The organism is Pseudomonas sp. 22085 (assembly GCF_052045815.1).
In the GTDB taxonomy this organism is placed as follows: Bacteria; Pseudomonadota; Gammaproteobacteria; order Pseudomonadales; family Pseudomonadaceae; genus Aquipseudomonas; species Aquipseudomonas glycinae.
This window is the reverse complement of sequence record NZ_JBQEQA010000012.1, coordinates 158,261-172,258: the sequence shown is the minus strand read 5'-3', so window position 1 is coordinate 172,258 and position 13,998 is coordinate 158,261. Positions and strand designations below refer to the sequence as shown.

17 protein-coding genes, 1 tRNA gene and 1 pseudogene are annotated in these 13,998 nt (G+C 60.8%); 12 read left to right on the top strand and 7 right to left on the bottom strand.

The features are described 5' to 3' along the window. Positions 1-113 precede the first annotated feature (113 nt). Positions 114-1,001 (top strand): LysR substrate-binding domain-containing protein, encoded by an 888-nt coding sequence (locus ACTJK7_RS16765; RefSeq protein ID WP_440780512.1) that lies wholly within the window; start codon positions 114-116, stop codon positions 999-1,001. Here ACTJK7_RS16765 and ACTJK7_RS16760 read toward each other — a convergent pair. Both ACTJK7_RS16760 and ACTJK7_RS16755 read right to left on the bottom strand, forming a co-directional pair. Continuing rightward, positions 983-2,137, bottom strand: coding sequence for a radical SAM protein (locus ACTJK7_RS16760; protein WP_440819230.1), 1,155 nt, complete (start codon positions 2,135-2,137; stop codon positions 983-985). The genes ACTJK7_RS16765 and ACTJK7_RS16760 overlap by 19 nt on opposite strands. Before the next feature lie 75 nt (positions 2,138-2,212). Next, on the bottom strand, positions 2,213-3,160 hold the full coding sequence (locus ACTJK7_RS16755) for a LysR family transcriptional regulator (RefSeq protein ID WP_108561510.1): 948 nt from the start codon (positions 3,158-3,160) through the stop codon (positions 2,213-2,215). A 134-nt stretch (positions 3,161-3,294) separates the two neighbouring features. Here ACTJK7_RS16755 and ACTJK7_RS16750 point away from each other — a divergent pair, with 134 nt between their 5' ends. The 3 genes from ACTJK7_RS16750 to leuD all read left to right on the top strand — a co-directional run bounded on the left by ACTJK7_RS16750 (position 3,295) and on the right by leuD (position 5,866). Beyond that, on the top strand, positions 3,295-3,711 hold the full coding sequence (locus ACTJK7_RS16750) for a RidA family protein (RefSeq protein ID WP_108561508.1): 417 nt from the start codon (positions 3,295-3,297) through the stop codon (positions 3,709-3,711). A gap of 121 nt (positions 3,712-3,832) precedes the next feature. Then, positions 3,833-5,254, top strand: a complete 1,422-nt coding sequence (gene leuC, locus ACTJK7_RS16745; protein ID WP_440780513.1) for a 3-isopropylmalate dehydratase large subunit — start codon at positions 3,833-3,835, stop codon at positions 5,252-5,254. Between the two features lie 3 nt (positions 5,255-5,257). Continuing rightward, the gene (gene leuD, locus ACTJK7_RS16740) at positions 5,258-5,866 is read left to right on the top strand and encodes a 3-isopropylmalate dehydratase small subunit (protein ID WP_108561504.1); all 609 of its coding nucleotides are present in this window, start codon (positions 5,258-5,260) and stop codon (positions 5,864-5,866) included. A 37-nt stretch (positions 5,867-5,903) separates the two neighbouring features. On the opposite strand, the gene ACTJK7_RS16735 is transcribed toward leuD, so the two are convergent. Together ACTJK7_RS16735 and ACTJK7_RS16730 are read right to left on the bottom strand one after the other, a co-directional pair. Beyond that, a complete protein-coding gene (locus tag ACTJK7_RS16735; RefSeq protein ID WP_440780515.1) occupies positions 5,904-6,821 on the bottom strand; it encodes a LysR substrate-binding domain-containing protein in 918 nt (305 codons plus the stop codon). 23 nt (positions 6,822-6,844) lie between these two features. Then, positions 6,845-7,132 carry a hypothetical protein gene (locus ACTJK7_RS16730; RefSeq protein WP_190241570.1) on the bottom strand — a complete coding sequence of 96 codons (288 nt, stop codon included), beginning with the start codon at positions 7,130-7,132 and terminating at the stop codon, positions 6,845-6,847. A gap of 411 nt (positions 7,133-7,543) precedes the next feature. On the opposite strand from ACTJK7_RS16730, the gene ACTJK7_RS16725 reads away from it, so the two are divergent. The 5 genes from ACTJK7_RS16725 to ACTJK7_RS16705 all read left to right on the top strand — a co-directional run bounded on the left by ACTJK7_RS16725 (position 7,544) and on the right by ACTJK7_RS16705 (position 10,876). Continuing rightward, positions 7,544-7,729: a DUF1843 domain-containing protein gene (locus ACTJK7_RS16725; protein WP_108561502.1), complete on the top strand. Its 186-nt coding sequence runs from the start codon at positions 7,544-7,546 to the stop codon at positions 7,727-7,729. Positions 7,730-7,763: 34 nt separating this feature from the next. Further along, a complete protein-coding gene (locus tag ACTJK7_RS16720; RefSeq protein WP_064381943.1) occupies positions 7,764-8,390 on the top strand; it encodes a DUF1842 domain-containing protein in 627 nt (208 codons plus the stop codon). A gap of 39 nt (positions 8,391-8,429) precedes the next feature. Then, positions 8,430-9,008 carry a DUF1842 domain-containing protein gene (locus ACTJK7_RS16715; RefSeq protein WP_064381944.1) on the top strand — a complete coding sequence of 193 codons (579 nt, stop codon included), beginning with the start codon at positions 8,430-8,432 and terminating at the stop codon, positions 9,006-9,008. Positions 9,009-9,111: 103 nt separating this feature from the next. Then, positions 9,112-10,575: a GDL motif peptide-associated radical SAM/SPASM maturase gene (locus ACTJK7_RS16710; protein ID WP_323151767.1), complete on the top strand. Its 1,464-nt coding sequence runs from the start codon at positions 9,112-9,114 to the stop codon at positions 10,573-10,575. Between the two features lie 226 nt (positions 10,576-10,801). Further along, positions 10,802-10,876, top strand: a tRNA-Gln gene (locus ACTJK7_RS16705). A 50-nt stretch (positions 10,877-10,926) separates the two neighbouring features. Here ACTJK7_RS16705 and ACTJK7_RS16700 read toward each other — a convergent pair. From ACTJK7_RS16700 to ACTJK7_RS16690, 3 genes are all read right to left on the bottom strand, one after another. Beyond that, positions 10,927-11,319, bottom strand: a complete 393-nt coding sequence (locus ACTJK7_RS16700) for a DUF1801 domain-containing protein (RefSeq protein WP_108561498.1) — start codon at positions 11,317-11,319, stop codon at positions 10,927-10,929. A gap of 154 nt (positions 11,320-11,473) precedes the next feature. Next, entirely contained in the window at positions 11,474-11,815 is a 342-nt protein-coding gene (locus ACTJK7_RS16695; protein WP_064381947.1) for a hypothetical protein, read from the bottom strand. An 86-nt stretch (positions 11,816-11,901) separates the two neighbouring features. After that, positions 11,902-12,549, bottom strand: coding sequence for a hypothetical protein (locus ACTJK7_RS16690; RefSeq protein WP_064381948.1), 648 nt, complete (start codon positions 12,547-12,549; stop codon positions 11,902-11,904). Positions 12,550-12,712: 163 nt separating this feature from the next. Between ACTJK7_RS16690 and ACTJK7_RS16685 the strand changes: the two genes are divergently transcribed. From ACTJK7_RS16685 to ACTJK7_RS16675, 3 genes and pseudogenes are all read left to right on the top strand, one after another. Further along, on the top strand, positions 12,713-12,958 hold the full coding sequence (locus ACTJK7_RS16685) for a hypothetical protein (protein WP_108561495.1): 246 nt from the start codon (positions 12,713-12,715) through the stop codon (positions 12,956-12,958). Positions 12,959-13,009: 51 nt separating this feature from the next. Next, positions 13,010-13,689 (top strand): annotated as a pseudogene (locus tag ACTJK7_RS16680) (zinc-binding dehydrogenase). A gap of 147 nt (positions 13,690-13,836) precedes the next feature. After that, the gene (locus tag ACTJK7_RS16675) at positions 13,837-13,998 is read left to right on the top strand and encodes a hypothetical protein (RefSeq protein WP_199913016.1); all 162 of its coding nucleotides are present in this window, start codon (positions 13,837-13,839) and stop codon (positions 13,996-13,998) included.

Below are 13,998 nucleotides of genomic sequence, written 5' to 3'. Positions count from 1 at the left end.
CATTGTGTTCAATGAAAACAGCCTCGGCGGCATTGACGTGCATGCTAATGGCGGCCTTACGGGCAAACAAACGATGGATTTAGCGGGAAACTGATTAGAGGAACTTATCGATCATGCTCAAACACTGGCCCCCCCTCAGCTCGTTGCGCGGCTTCGAAGCCGCCGCAAGGCTGGGCAGTTTTCACAAGGCCGCCGAGGAACTGAGCCTCACGCAGTCGGCCATCAGCCAGCAGATCCGCAGCCTTGAGGCGTACCTCGAGCAACCGCTGTTTTTCCGCAGCGGACGCAGCGTCAGCCTGACCGACGCCGGCCACGATCTGCTCAGCACCACCCAGGCCATGCTGCAGCAACTGTCGGTGGGCATCCGGCGGCTGGGGCAATACCAGAAACCCAATCAACTGGTGCTCAACACCACGCCGGCGTTTGCCCGGCACTGGCTGCTGCCACGGCTGGGGGATTTCCGCCGTCAGCATCCGCAGGTCGATCTGTGGATTTTCAGCACCGATGAGGTGCCGGACATGGCGACCCAGACCATCGATCTGGCGGTGCGCGACGACATCAGTTCCCAGGCTGAATGCAGCTTCAAGGTGTTGCACGCAGACCGCCTCTATCCAGCGTGTCACCCGAGCCTGCTGAGCGTGCCGAGCGCGCAGCGGACAACACTGCACGGCGAGCGGGAAATGGACTGGAGCCATTGGGCGGTGGAATCGGGGATCGATGTCGGCCAGCAGGATCAGGGCTTGAATTTCTCTGATCCTGGGCTGCTGCTGGACGCGGCGTGTTCAGGTCTGGGGATTGCACTGGTCAGTCAGTTGCTCAGCCGTCAGGCGCAACAAAACGGGTTGTTGCAGCCAATGGTGGAGCAAACCATTCGCGGCCCGAACTGGGCGCTGCTGACGCACCGCGACAGCGAGAACGACCCGATGGCGCGATGCTTCAGTCAATGGCTGACAACTCAGCTGGCAGAACCCGATCCGCAGGTTCAGACCGCCGTGAAATGACCGGCGCCGAGCCGGCCTTCCAGTCGACCGAACAGTACGTAATGCTGATAACCGCTGGTGAAGGCACCCGTGGAAATCGCGTTCCTGACGTCCTGATTCATATGCAGGTATTGCGCTTCGTCGAAGTTCTCGGCACTGACTTCGCCATTGCGACCAAGCCTGTCGCTGTCAACTGGCAACCCCATGATCGTGCGTCGCTGAAAGTCGATGATCCGGTTGACGGCGTGACTTTCGAGCGGTCCCCGGTTGGAGTGCGCCGAGTAGATGTGCAATCCGTTGTTCGCGCAGCGATTGCACATGTCGATGCAGTTCGACTGAGTGGACTTGCGTTCGGTCAGTTGCGCCAGCGGCATGTCCAGGTATTTGCCCACCTGATATTCGGTCTGATTGAAAATCGAACAACACAGGATGGTGTTGCCATTGCAGTCGAGCACCAGCCAGTCATCCTTGAGCGTGCAGGCCTGCTGGGGGTACTGGCGGACCAGATTGACCAGGTCGTCGTAGGGCGGCAACGCGAGTCGCTGCAGGGTCTCGCGATCAGTATCGGTCACCGACGGGTCGCGCTCGATCAGCGCCAGCGTCTTCTCCAGCGGCATCATCACTGAATAACCGGTCGAGAACTGAAAGCCCAGGCTCTGGCTGAATTCGCGCATCAGCCCTTCTTCTTCCATGTTGTCCAGGTAGCGGTGGTAATAGACCTCGATCCGCGTGTTCAAGCCATGTTGCTGCTTGAGCTCATGCAGTTTGATCATGTTGGCCTTGACGGCTTCAATGTCACCGCCCACATGGCCCTGTTCGTACGTCTCCTGATAAAACCCGGATAGCGAGATACGGAAGAACCATGGATTGGCGAGCATCGCCGTCTCCATGTTTTTCGCCAGATTCAGGTTGGAACTGATGCCGCTGCGCAAACCGGCCGCGTTGATGATTTCGACAAACTCGCCAATTCGCGGGTGGATCAGCGGCTCGGTCCAGTTATACAGAAAGATCGCCTCGACCCCTTCGTTTCGGGCCTTCTCGACGATCTTCCTGAACATGTCAACTTGCATGGCTTTCTTGAAGTTGACATTTTCCGAGTTACCCATCGGACACGAAGGGCAGCTCAAATTGCACGCGCCGACAATATCGATGTACATATTCATTGCGAGTGACGCTCCTGGGGTGAATAGCGGTGCATCCAGACTGTCGACTTTTGTGATTGCCGTTATTCGCTATTTTTTTGACAGTCCGAGAGCGCCGCGAGCAAGTTCCGCGCCATTGGCACGCTTGGCCATCAATTCCACGATCCAATCGATAAATACCCGCAGCTTTTGGCTGATATGCCGGTTCGGCGGGTACGCAACGTACAGTGGCATCGGGTCAAGCGCCCAGCCCTCGAACAGCGCCACCAGTTCACCCCGGGCCTCGTGCTCTGCTGACATATAGCGAGGCAGCCAGAGCACACCCAGCCCGGCGAGGCCTGCCGCCAGATAGGCGTTGCCGTCATCGACCGCCAGGATATGTCGACCCTTGATCAGCAGATTTTCGGTTGCGTTGCGCAAGGCGTAAGGCACCGGCCTGCCGGTGCGCGCCCAGAGGAAACCGACCACCCGGTGATGGCTGTCTTCCAGTTCCAGGGGATGCGTCGGGGTGCCGGCCCGGGCCAGATAGCTCGGCGCGGCATAAACACCCAGCTCAAGATCGGCGACCCGACGGGCCATCAATGACTGATCCCGCAGCTCCCCGCCGCGGATCACGCAGTCGACGTTTTCATCGATGATGTCGACGATCCGGTCGCTGACGCCCATGTCGATCTGGATCTCCGGATATCGCGCACAGAACTCAGGCAGTGCCGGCACCAGAATCAGATTGGCCAGGGGGCTGGGTACGTCGACTCGCAAGCGCCCCTTGGGCTGGGCCGTCGCGCCGGGAAGGCTGGTTTCAGCGTCGTCCATGTCCGCGAGTAACCTGATCACCCGCTCGTAATACGCCGCACCGTCCGCCGTGACGTTGACCTTGCGCGTGGTGCGGTTGAGCAACTTCACTCGCAGCCGCGCCTCCAGTTGCTGAATGAGCTGGGTCACGGTGGTCTTGCTCATGTGCAGGGTTTCGGCGGCCTTGGTGAAACTGCCCGCCTCCACCACTCGGGCGAAGGCTTGCATCGCGTCAAAACGGTCCATATCCCACCTCTGATAGCGGCTCGATTGTTCGGGATTTGCAAACAGTGATCGCCAAGGTTGCGCGTTTATCGCGCCGAGGCAAGTCCCTACAGTTGCTCCATCACCGGTTTTCAACCCATTGAAGGAGAAGCCCCATGACCCGTGCCCAGCCAAAACGCGACGTGGTTTTCCCGCCTGGACGCCATGCGCTTTACGAGCGCAATCGCTACTCCCCGGCGGTCCGTTCCAACGGTTTTCTGTTCGTCTCCGGCCAGGTCGGCAGCCTTGAGGACGGCTCGCCGGAACCCGATCTCAAGCAACAGGTGCGACTGGCCTTCACCAACCTCAATGCAATCCTCGGCGCGGCCGGCGGCAGTTTCGATGACGTGGTGGACGTGACGGTGTTCATGGTCGACCCGCAATCGACCTTCGAAACCATCTGGGAAGTAGTGCCCGAGTTCTGGGGCGAGGCGCCGCACCCGACGATTACCGCAGTCGGCGTGACCTGGCTGTATGGGTTTCAGTTCGAGATCAAGGTGATTGCCAGGTTGCCGGAGAAGACACGGGTGTAGGCTTGCGGCCATTGCTCACAATTCGTGTTCAACGGCTTCACTGAAGCGCTCTTGATGCCATTTCTGCGATCAATATTCTGTCCTCATGTTGTTTTTGCCCGGACAGAAAAGAGCGCAAGCCATGCCCAGCCCGAGAACGCTGTACCAGAAGCATATCGACAGTCACACCGTCTGCACCCTCGACGATAAGGGCCACGTGCTGCTTTACATCGACCGCCAGGTCGCCAACGAATACACCAGCCCACAAGCATTCAGCGGCCTGCGCGAGGCCGGGCGTACGGTGTGGCGGCCTGCGGCGACGCTGGCGGTGGTCGATCATGTGAACCCCACCGCACCGAAACGCATCGCGACCATGCCCGACGCCGGGGGTGCGCGTCAGGTGTCGTACTTCGAAGAGAACTGCCGTGACTTCGGCATCGAGCTGTTCGATGTGCTGGACAAGCGCCAGGGCATCGAACACGTCGTGGCACCGGAACAGGGCTTCATTTTGCCGGGCATGGTGGTCGCGGCCGGTGACAGCCACACCACCACTTACGGCGCACTGGGCGCCTTCGGTTTCGGTATCGGCACTTCGGAAATCGAGCATCTGCTGGCAACTCAGACTCTGGTCTACAAACGTCTGAAAACCTTGCGTGTGACGGTCAACGGTGAGCTCGGCGCAGGCGTCACCTCCAAGGACATCATCATGGCGCTGATCGAAAAAATCGGCGCTTCCGGCGCCACCGGTTACGCCATCGAATTCACCGGCCCGGCCATCAGCGCCCTCAGCGTCGAAGCGCGCATGACCATCTGCAACATGGCCGTCGAGGCCGGCGCCCGGGGTGCGTTCATGGCGCCGGACGACAAGGTGTTCGCCTACCTGCGACACAAGCCGCGTGCGCCCAAGGGCAAGCTCTGGGAGCAGGCCGTCGAGCGCTGGAAAACCCTGCGCAGCGATGAGGGCGCGGTGTTCGATCGCGAAGTCATCCTCGATGTCGCCGCGCTGGAGCCGATGGTGACCTGGGGCACCAGCCCCGATCAGGCTGCGCCGATCAAAGGGCACGTGCCCGACCCGGCCGCTCAGCCCGATCCGATCCTGCGTCAGGGCCTGCAGCGCGCCCTCGACTACATGGGCCTGACACCCGGCATGCCGCTGAACGAAGTGACGATCAGCCATGCCTTCATCGGTTCCTGCACCAATGCGCGGATCGAAGATTTGCGCGACGTTGCCCGCGTGGTGCGCGGCAAGCGTGTGGCGGCCCATGTGCGGGCGATGATCGTTCCCGGCTCGACGTTGGTGCGCAATCAGGCCGAGGACGAAGGCCTGGAGCAGATCTTTCTCGACGCGGGATTCGAATGGCGGCAATCAGGCTGCTCGATGTGCCTGGCGATGAACGACGACGTGCTCGCGCCGGGTGATCGCTGTGCGTCGAGCACCAATCGCAACTTCGAAGGCCGTCAGGGCGCCGGTGCGCGCACCCACCTGATGAGCCCGGCGATGGTCGCCGCCGCCGCCATCAGCGGCCATTTGACTGACGTGCGCACCGTCGCGCTGGAGGCTTGAACCATGCAACTTTTCGACACCGTCAGCGGCAGCGCCGCGCCGTTTCTTGCATCCAACATCGACACCGACGTGATCATGCCCAAGCAGTTTCTCAAGGGCATCGATCGTCAGGGCCTGGATCGCGGGCTGTTCTTCGATCTGCGCTTTCTCGCCTCCGGCGAACCCAACCCTGAATTCGTGCTCAACCAGCCGGCCTGGCAGGACGCGGCGTTTCTGGTGACCGGCCCCAATTTCGGCTGCGGTTCCAGCCGCGAACACGCGGTGTGGGGCTTGAAGCAAGTCGGCATCCGGGCTTTGATCGGCACCACGTTCGCCGGGATTTTCTACGACAACTGCCAGCGTAATGGCGTGTTGGCGATTCAACTGGACGACGCGCAGTTCAAGCGTGTGGCCGAGGCGATCAGCGTCCCGGCGACCGCGCGGATCAGCGTGAGGCTGGCGCAGCAGACCCTCGAGCTGGCGGACGGCACGCAGATCGAATTCGAGATCGATCAGCTGCGCAAACAGTCGTTGCTGCTGGGACTGGACGCCATCGGCACCACGCTGCAACGCACCGAGCAGATCCGCGCCTTCGAGGCACGGCATCTGGCGGACAATCCCTGGCTGGGTTGATGGCAAAAAAACGGGCGGTTCATTGAACCGCTCGTTTTCATTCCACGGACAAATCGCGGAAGTACTCCTCCAGAAACTCCACGCATACCCGCAATTTCGCCGACTCGCTGAGGCGCGTCGGATAGACCGCCCAGACGTTGGCGCTCTGGGTGTAGCCGTCCAGCACCTGCACCAGCCTGCCCTGCTCGAGCATCGGTTTGACGTCCCACATCGAGCGCAACAGGATCCCGCCGCCGCTCAGCGCCCACTCCAGCACGATCTCGCCGCTGTTGGAGGACAGCGGGCCATTCACCCGCACCGTCTCTTCTTGCCCGTCCTTGCTCAGGGTCCAGATGCCGAACGCGTTGTTGCGCTCCTTGAGCACCAGACAATCGTGGTCTTTCAGGTCTTCGAGAGATTGCGGCGTACCCCGGCGTTCGAGGTATTCCGGCGTGGCGCACAGCACGCGCCGGTTGCTCACCAGTTTGCGCGCCAGATGCTGGCCCGGCAGGTCATCGCCGACGAGGATTTCCAGATCGAAGCCCTCGCCCACCAGATCGACCACCCGGTCGAACACGTCCAGCCGGATATCGAGTTTCGGGCACGCCCGGGACAACTGGCAGATCGCCGGCGCTACATGATTGCGGCCGAAACCGAAACTGCTGCAAATGTGCAGCGACCCCGCCGGCTGGTGCCGGGCCTGGGAAATCTCGCCGAGGAACTGATCGAAATCCCCCAGCAGTTTTTCCGCCCAGATCCGCACCCGCTCGCCATCGTCGGTAAGCGCGATACGCCGGGTGGTGCGGTGCAGCAGCTTGCTTGCCAGCGTGGTTTCCAGCACCGAGATGCGCTTGCTGATGTAGGCCGGTGAGAAGCCCAGCTCATCGGCAGCGCTGGCAAAACTGTTCTTGCGGATGACGGTGAGGAACACCTTGAGGTCTTCGGGCAAGGGAAATTGGTCACGATTCGTGTTCATAGGCCGCATGTTTCCGCTGTTTATCACGCATTTTGCGAAGGATACCATCGAATCACCGCCTCACCACCCGAGCCCGGTGCACCGTGGTCCCGGATCGGCGGTGCCTCGACGGTGATCCTGGCGACGCTGTTGCTCGGTTTCTTCGCCTGAACACTGGATGAATGCCAAGTGATAGCCGTTGCGGTGGCGCACACCGCAACGGCCAGAATGACCGTTCGGCGCTTTTTCTGGCAGCCCTGCACAAACGGGTCTAGGGTTGCGTAGCTGGCGAAATGCTGGCCACTTGGCAAACGTCGCTCGACGAGCGCCATCAGCGGCACTGGAAAAAAATCAGGGATGGTTTTTGTGCTTGCGCGGGTATTGCACTCTTGAAGAGTGAACGACCTATCCCTGTGTTTCGTTGCTTTCTATCAAGGACAGAAAGATGACAAACGTACAGGCGAGATTCCCCCGTTTGCCCCACCGGCAACCCCCTTCATTGACGCCCGAGGCCAGACCCGACGGTTTTGGCTGACGACGCTTGCGCGTGAGCCGGCGCTGCGGCGTCGCCCCTGCGCGAACCGAATTTGCGGATTGATCAGATCCCGACGGATCAGGCTGTCACGTCGCCGAGAATCCCGGCTGCCGGTGATTCTGGCGGATGTCGTTCGCCTGCCTGTCAGGAAAGGCGCCCCTTCTGCGCAAGGGGTCGAGCGGCACACACCCACGAGGAAGACCTCGATATGACCGGTTCAAACCACAACATCCCGCCCTACGGCGTCGCCATCCAGAGCGCGATCACCGGCGGCGATCTGCAGCAGATGAAGACTTTGTTGAAGCAGCGCGATTCAACGAAGCCGGAAGCGAAGGAGCTACAAACCGCGTACGAAAACCTGGCCAGAGAAGTTTCTCGACTGGAAAAACCTTAAGGCCAATTCCCACATTGCAATGGAGGCAATCAACATGTCAGCAACTCAGCAAAATGTCGGCTTGTTCCCGGTGAGCTACCGGATCGGTACGGGCCAGCCGGGGGCGCAGAGTCTTGCGCTGAACCTGCTGGTGTCCACGCCACAGCAGCAGGTGACCGGCAACGCCGCGGTGACTCAGGCGACCAATCCGCCGCTCGACATCGACTCGGACGTCTGGGGTGAATACACCTACATGACGGTGATGAAGCCCGGTGTCAGCAAGATCCTGATCACCGCCCAAGGCAACCATGGCGGTCCCGGCTCCAACTCGATCATCAACTTCAAGATCCACCTGGTGGTCGGCACCGACTGGCGCGAAGGCGTGGCCAACTATGAGTACTTCGACGGCCAGCGCTGGCACGAACTGAACAACGTGCCAGCGCATCTGCTGGAGGTGCCCTCGAACGTCCTTCAACCGTTCAATCCCGGCCCGGTGATCGAGCCGCACAAACCGGTCCTGCCGCTGTATGCCGCGCCGATTCAGGGCGCTATCGCCAGCGGTGACCTGGCCCAGATGAAGAGCCTGTCCGCACAGGCCAGACAGCAGTTGGAGCAATTGCCGCAATTACGCATAGCGGTGGACGCCGCCAAGACAGAAATCAGCCGCTCGCAAAGTCGCTGATCGGCTACTGGAACCCCTACTTTCACAAGGAGCAGCATCATGTCGATCGGACTTTTTCACACCCGCCTCATCGCCAGCAATTCACTGCTGGGCGCACCGGTTCTGACCCTCGATATCGTGGTCGATACCGTCCGCAAAAAAGTCAGCGGCACCGCGAGCGTGTTTCAAAGCACCTGGCCTCCGGTCAACTTCCATGCCCGGGTCTGGGGCGATTATTCCGAGGCCAGACTGACGCCGTCGGCCGAGAATTACATCATTCTCACCCTCGACGGCAGCCCGAGCGGTCCGCTGAGTCAGATCGCCCAGACCTTCCACCTCAAAGGCATTCTGGGCGACTGGACCAGCGGTTTTGTCGATTACCGCTACAACGAAGGCGGCCAGTGGCAGGACGTGCGGCACGTCGCCGTGCATCAGGCACCAAGTGTCGAGCCACTGCCGCCCGAGCATCACGTCCAGCCGCTGTATGCCGTGGCCGTGCAAACGGCACAGGCCAGCGGTGATCTGGCGCAGTTGAAAGTCGCTGTGCAGCAAGGCGAGCAACAGCTGGCCCACGAGGGCGCCTTGCGCAGTGCCCTTGAGCAGTTGAATGCGGAAATCGCGCGACTGGAAGCACGCTAAGCGGTGCCGCCCGGGCGCGGTCCTGGATGACCGCGCCCGGTCTTCCAGCCCATCGAGGTCAGTCCAATCGTGCCGCGCACAGGCCCGTGCGCAAGGATCTCCCATGACAGACAACCGCCCTGCCCGCTACCTCAGCGACACCGATCTCAAACGCTACGTGCCGGTGCACGTGGTCTGGGAAATCACCCTCGCCTGCGACCTCAAGTGTCTGCATTGCGGCTCCCGCGCGGGGCATCGGCGTCCCGATGAACTCAACACCCGCGAATGCCTCGAGGTAATCGATTCCCTCGCCGCCCTCGGCACCCGCGAGATCACCCTGATCGGCGGCGAAGCCTATCTGCGCAAGGACTGGACGCAACTGATCCGCGCCATCCACGACCACGGCATGTACTGCGCGATCCAGACCGGCGGGCGCAACCTGACTCCGGCGAAGATGCAGGCAGCGGTCGATGCCGGGCTCAACGGGGTCGGCATTTCCCTGGACGGACTCGCGCCGCTGCACGACAAGGTGCGCAACGTGCCCGGCTCGTTCGACAAGGCTGTGGACACCCTGCGCCGGGCCAAGGCGTCGGGGCTGGCGGTGAGCGTCAACACCCAGATCGGCGCGGCCACGTTACCGGACCTGCCTGAGCTGATGGACACCATCATCGAGCTCGGCGCCACCCATTGGCAGATTCAGATCACGGTGGCCATGGGCAACGCCGTCGACCATCCGGAACTGTTGCTCCAGCCGTATAAGCTGCTGGAAGTGATGCCGCTGCTGGCCCGGTTGTACCGCGAAGGACTGGATCGCGGATTGCTGATGAACGTCGGCAATAACATCGGTTATTACGGCCCTTACGAACATCTGTGGCGCGGCTTCGGTGACGAGCGCGTGCACTGGAGCGGCTGCGCGGCCGGCCAGACTGTACTGGCGCTGGAAGCGGACGGCACGGTGAAAGGTTGCCCGTCACTGGCCACCGTCGGGTTTTCCGGCGGCAACGTGCGCAACATGAGCCTGCACGACATCTGGCATTACAGCGAAGGCATGCACTTCGGCCGCCTGCGCTCGGTCGATGATCTGTGGGGCTACTGCCGAACCTGCTATTACAACGACGTCTGCCGGGGCGGCTGCACCTGGACGTCGCACTCGCTGCTGGGCAAACCCGGCAACAATCCTTACTGCCACTACCGAACCCTGGAATTGCAGAAACAGGGTTTGCGCGAGCGCATCGTCAAAGTCGAAGACGCCGCCCAGCGCTCGTTTGCCGTCGGACGCTTTGACCTGATCACTGAACGCATCGACACCGGCGAAAAAGTCAGCAGCGTCAGCGACAGCGGACAAGTGATCAAACTGGCCTGGATCAATCAGGGCCAGTCGTCCCCCGAGGAAGGACGCCTGCCGACGCAACTGGCCCTGTGCCGCGACTGCCTGCAATACATTCAGCCGCACGAATCGATCTGCCCGCACTGCCGCGCCGATGTCGCCGCCGCCGAAGCCCGGCACCTGACCGACCGGGCGCGGCAGCAGGCGATCATGAAGACGCTGACCGGTTTGCTGGCGGGAGTGCCGGGTTCATTGAGCTGAGACGGCTGCAGTGCCGTTCGCCCGTCTTTCGGGCTTCATCGGTCGCTCTGATTCTCGGGGTAATCGTTGAAAAAGCCCGAAAAACCTGACCGGCGCTGCCATTCGGGAAATAAGTAGCTGTTTTCCATGAAATTTATTGGCTTGAGGGGTTCACAGAACGAAAGAGCGCTGGTAAAGTGCCGCCCACTGTTGCAGAGGTCCTCCCGGGACTGAAACCAATAGCTACAGGGGCGTCGCCAAGCGGTAAGGCAGCAGGTTTTGATCCTGCCATGCGTTGGTTCGAATCCAGCCGCCCCTGCCATTTTTTCCTCGTTTCACCCTCCTCCGTTTCACCTCTGCCTCAACGGCATATCATTTTTTCAAATTCAACGTAATAGCCGAACGCACCAGCGCTTTCAGAGCCTTGGTATCGATCTTGTCGTCTTCGTGAATATCAATTGCCCGCCGGGTATTGCCCTCAAGGCTGGCGTTGAACAGTCCTGACGGATCCTCAAGCGCCGCGCCTTTGGCGAAGGTCATTTTCACCACGGCCTTGTAGGTTTCCCCGGTGCAGATGATGCCGTTGTGTGACCAGACCGGAACGCCGCGCCACTTCCACTCCTCGACGACCTCCGGGTCCGCCTCATGAATGACCGCGCGGATTTCGGCCAGCTTCTGGCCGCGCCAGTCGTTCAGCTCCTTGATTCTTGCGTCGATCAGCACAGAGGGATTCTCAGTCGCCGCGCCGCTGCTGTCCTTCTTCATATTCTTGTACTCCCGAAAACTCTTTCCGCTATCCAGCGTAGCGCCGACTGCGCCAAACGCCGGGCAAAAAAAGCCCCGCAAGGTGCGGGGCAAAGGAATTGGTTGGTTGCGGCCAACCAAAGGAGCATCGTCAAAAAGCGTTAACCGTCAGGCGTTACAGGCACTCCTGGGCAGCCCGTTCAAAACTCGACGGCATGAAACTCGAAGCCAGCAAGTGGCGCTCATACAAAAACACCTTGCCGCCGTCCTGTGCCTTGTAGGCTTCCAGCACGTTGTCCGCCGCCACCTTGCTCGGTACCACGATCCGGTAGCTGCGCTGGGTCTGCGAAACCGTCGGGTTCAGCGCACTGCCCTGCAGTTTCGGCACCACGCATTCGGCGTACTGGGCAGGCGTCTTGTGCGTCTGCAGGGTCAGCGTCGGGTCGTTCGGCGCAGTGGCGCAAGCGGTCAGCAACAAACTGGCAGAAGCCATGGCAGGGATAAAAAAGGCACGCATGGATAAAATCCTGAAAATAAAAGGTTCGGTTCTTCGGCAACGTTCAGTGTCACGGGCACTGCCGTTGCCGTTTTTGATTTGGGTGTTCAGCCTGCACTCACCAGGGCTTTGAGCGAGTCATCAAACTGCTTCAAGGCACTCAGTTGCAGGTCGCGCTGCTGTTCAATCCCGGCAGCGATTTCGGGCGCTGCCTTGTTGTGTACCCACACCGACGGCAGTTGCTTCTCCACCGCGCCTTCGGCCTTGCCGATGTATTGCAGGTTGGCGTCGTAGAAGCGTGCGGCGAACCGCGCTTCGACCTGGCTGTTGCGTTGGGTCAGCAGACGGTTGTGGGTGTCGAGCATCACCACTACGTCCGGATGAGCCTGCACCAGTGCATCGAGGCTGTCGTAGACGGTCACCGAGAGAAACTGCTGTTGCAGCGAACTCATCAGCCAGTCGATGGCCAGTTCCGGATCGGAGCTGTCGACGAAAGCATCACGGATCCGCGCATCGAGCGCATCCTTGGCACCGTTCACCGCCACATCGTGGTAACGCTCGAGGTATTGCAGGTTATCCAGAGTGTTTTCGCTGTACAGCACACCCACGGTTTGCGAGTGCTGCAGCGCGGCGCTGCTGGCGGCGACGGGCAGAAAGTGGCACGAGTTGGCATCGTCTGCGTAAGCCGGGGCTACGGTGGCGGCCACCCCGCCCATCAGCAGGGCGACTACAGCCAGTCGGGTCAAAGTCTTCATCGCGCAATTCCTTCAGCAGCGTGTTCGATGGAGGCGATTTTCCGCCCATCGGCGCCAAAGCAGAACTTGCGTTTCTTGATGGTCACTATTACTTGAACCAATAGTTGCGCGGCGTGCAGACTGCTGCACACTCAATCACAACGAAAACAGATGAGGATTACCCGTGCGAACCTTTGACCTGATCCGCGATGCCGTCCTGCCCGAATTCCGCGACCGGGTGGCCGAATACCTGGTTGAATACGAAACCGTGCTGGGCCAGTCAGCGAACGATTCAGAGTCGGTGCGGGCCGTGGCCAATCAGTTGCGCGGTTATCTGCGCGGCCTCAATACCACGCGAGTACTGGGCATGGCGGATTGGGAAGAGCTCGACCGGCGCGTGCTGAACACCTGGCTAGCGCCCACTCGATGACACGCTAGACTCTTCAGGCTGCGCCCGCAGCGCCAGACCTGAAGGTGTCCCATGAGCAATAACACCGAACCCACGACATTCACCGGCTGGGCCGCCACTTCGGCCGGCGCGCCGCTGGAGCGCTTCAGTTACGACCCCGGCCGGCTGGGCGATGAGGAAGTCGAAGTCGCCGTGGAGTACTGCGGCGTCTGTCACTCCGATTCGACATCAAGCCGACCGACCGGGTCGGCGTGGTGGGTATCGGCGGCCTCGGTCACCTGGCGCTGCGTTTTCTCAATGCCTGGGGTTGCGACGTTACTGCCTTCACCTCCTCTCTGAGCAAACAGGACGAAGCCAAACGCCTCGGCGCCCACAAGGTCGTCGCCTCCACCGACAGCGAAGCGCTGAAAGCGATTGCCGGCACCCTCGACTTTCTGCTGATCACCGCCAACGCCAACCTCGACTGGACGGCCATGCTCGCCACCCTGCGCGGCAAAGGCCGGCTGCACTTCGTCGGCATCGTGCCCGACGCGATTCCGGTGCACGTGTTCAACCTCATCCCGCAACAGAAATCCCTGTCAGCCTCCCCGGTCGGCTCGCCCGCCACGGCAGCGACCATGCTGGAATTCTGCGCGCGGCATCAGATCCTGCCGCAGGTCGAGGAATTTCCGATGAGCAAGGTCAATGAGGCGGTTGACCATCTGCGCAGCGGCAAGGCGCGGTACCGGATTGTGTTGAACGCCAGCAAATGAAAGATTTGGCGCGCCGATTGTCATCGGCGCGTCACTTGCCTCACATAGAAGCAGATTGCATTAATAAATAAAAAATCAGTATTTATCGTTATAAAAATCTCGGCGTACTCTCAGCTCATCCCGTCATTTAACACAGTGAAGTGCGCCATGAAACCGACTGACAACCTGATCGACTTCGCCGTCTACCGCAAACGCCGCCACGCCCAGCAACAGGCCCGGCTGATGTGGGAAATGTATGCGTGCAATGCCGGTTATCAGGCTTGGCAGTGGGTGCAGGCCGCGCGTTCCAGCGAGACGCGTCAAGCGTGA

Excerpts from the sequence above, each read along its gene's own strand:
- ACTJK7_RS16765 (WP_440780512.1), top strand. The coding sequence starts at position 114 with ATGCTCAAACACTGGCCCCCCCTCAGCTCGTTGCGCGGCTTCGAAGCC.
- ACTJK7_RS16760 (WP_440819230.1), bottom strand. The coding sequence starts at position 2,137 with ATGTACATCGATATTGTCGGCGCGTGCAATTTGAGCTGCCCTTCGTGT.
- ACTJK7_RS16755 (WP_108561510.1), bottom strand. The coding sequence starts at position 3,160 with ATGGACCGTTTTGACGCGATGCAAGCCTTCGCCCGAGTGGTGGAGGCG.
- ACTJK7_RS16750 (WP_108561508.1), top strand. The coding sequence starts at position 3,295 with ATGACCCGTGCCCAGCCAAAACGCGACGTGGTTTTCCCGCCTGGACGC.
- leuC (WP_440780513.1), top strand. The coding sequence starts at position 3,833 with ATGCCCAGCCCGAGAACGCTGTACCAGAAGCATATCGACAGTCACACC.
- leuD (WP_108561504.1), top strand. The coding sequence starts at position 5,258 with ATGCAACTTTTCGACACCGTCAGCGGCAGCGCCGCGCCGTTTCTTGCA.
- ACTJK7_RS16735 (WP_440780515.1), bottom strand. The coding sequence starts at position 6,821 with ATGAACACGAATCGTGACCAATTTCCCTTGCCCGAAGACCTCAAGGTG.
- ACTJK7_RS16730 (WP_190241570.1), bottom strand. The coding sequence starts at position 7,132 with ATGGCGCTCGTCGAGCGACGTTTGCCAAGTGGCCAGCATTTCGCCAGC.
- ACTJK7_RS16725 (WP_108561502.1), top strand. The coding sequence starts at position 7,544 with ATGACCGGTTCAAACCACAACATCCCGCCCTACGGCGTCGCCATCCAG.
- ACTJK7_RS16720 (WP_064381943.1), top strand. The coding sequence starts at position 7,764 with ATGTCAGCAACTCAGCAAAATGTCGGCTTGTTCCCGGTGAGCTACCGG.
- ACTJK7_RS16715 (WP_064381944.1), top strand. The coding sequence starts at position 8,430 with ATGTCGATCGGACTTTTTCACACCCGCCTCATCGCCAGCAATTCACTG.
- ACTJK7_RS16710 (WP_323151767.1), top strand. The coding sequence starts at position 9,112 with ATGACAGACAACCGCCCTGCCCGCTACCTCAGCGACACCGATCTCAAA.
- ACTJK7_RS16700 (WP_108561498.1), bottom strand. The coding sequence starts at position 11,319 with ATGAAGAAGGACAGCAGCGGCGCGGCGACTGAGAATCCCTCTGTGCTG.
- ACTJK7_RS16695 (WP_064381947.1), bottom strand. The coding sequence starts at position 11,815 with ATGCGTGCCTTTTTTATCCCTGCCATGGCTTCTGCCAGTTTGTTGCTG.
- ACTJK7_RS16690 (WP_064381948.1), bottom strand. The coding sequence starts at position 12,549 with ATGAAGACTTTGACCCGACTGGCTGTAGTCGCCCTGCTGATGGGCGGG.
- ACTJK7_RS16675 (WP_199913016.1), top strand. The coding sequence starts at position 13,837 with ATGAAACCGACTGACAACCTGATCGACTTCGCCGTCTACCGCAAACGC.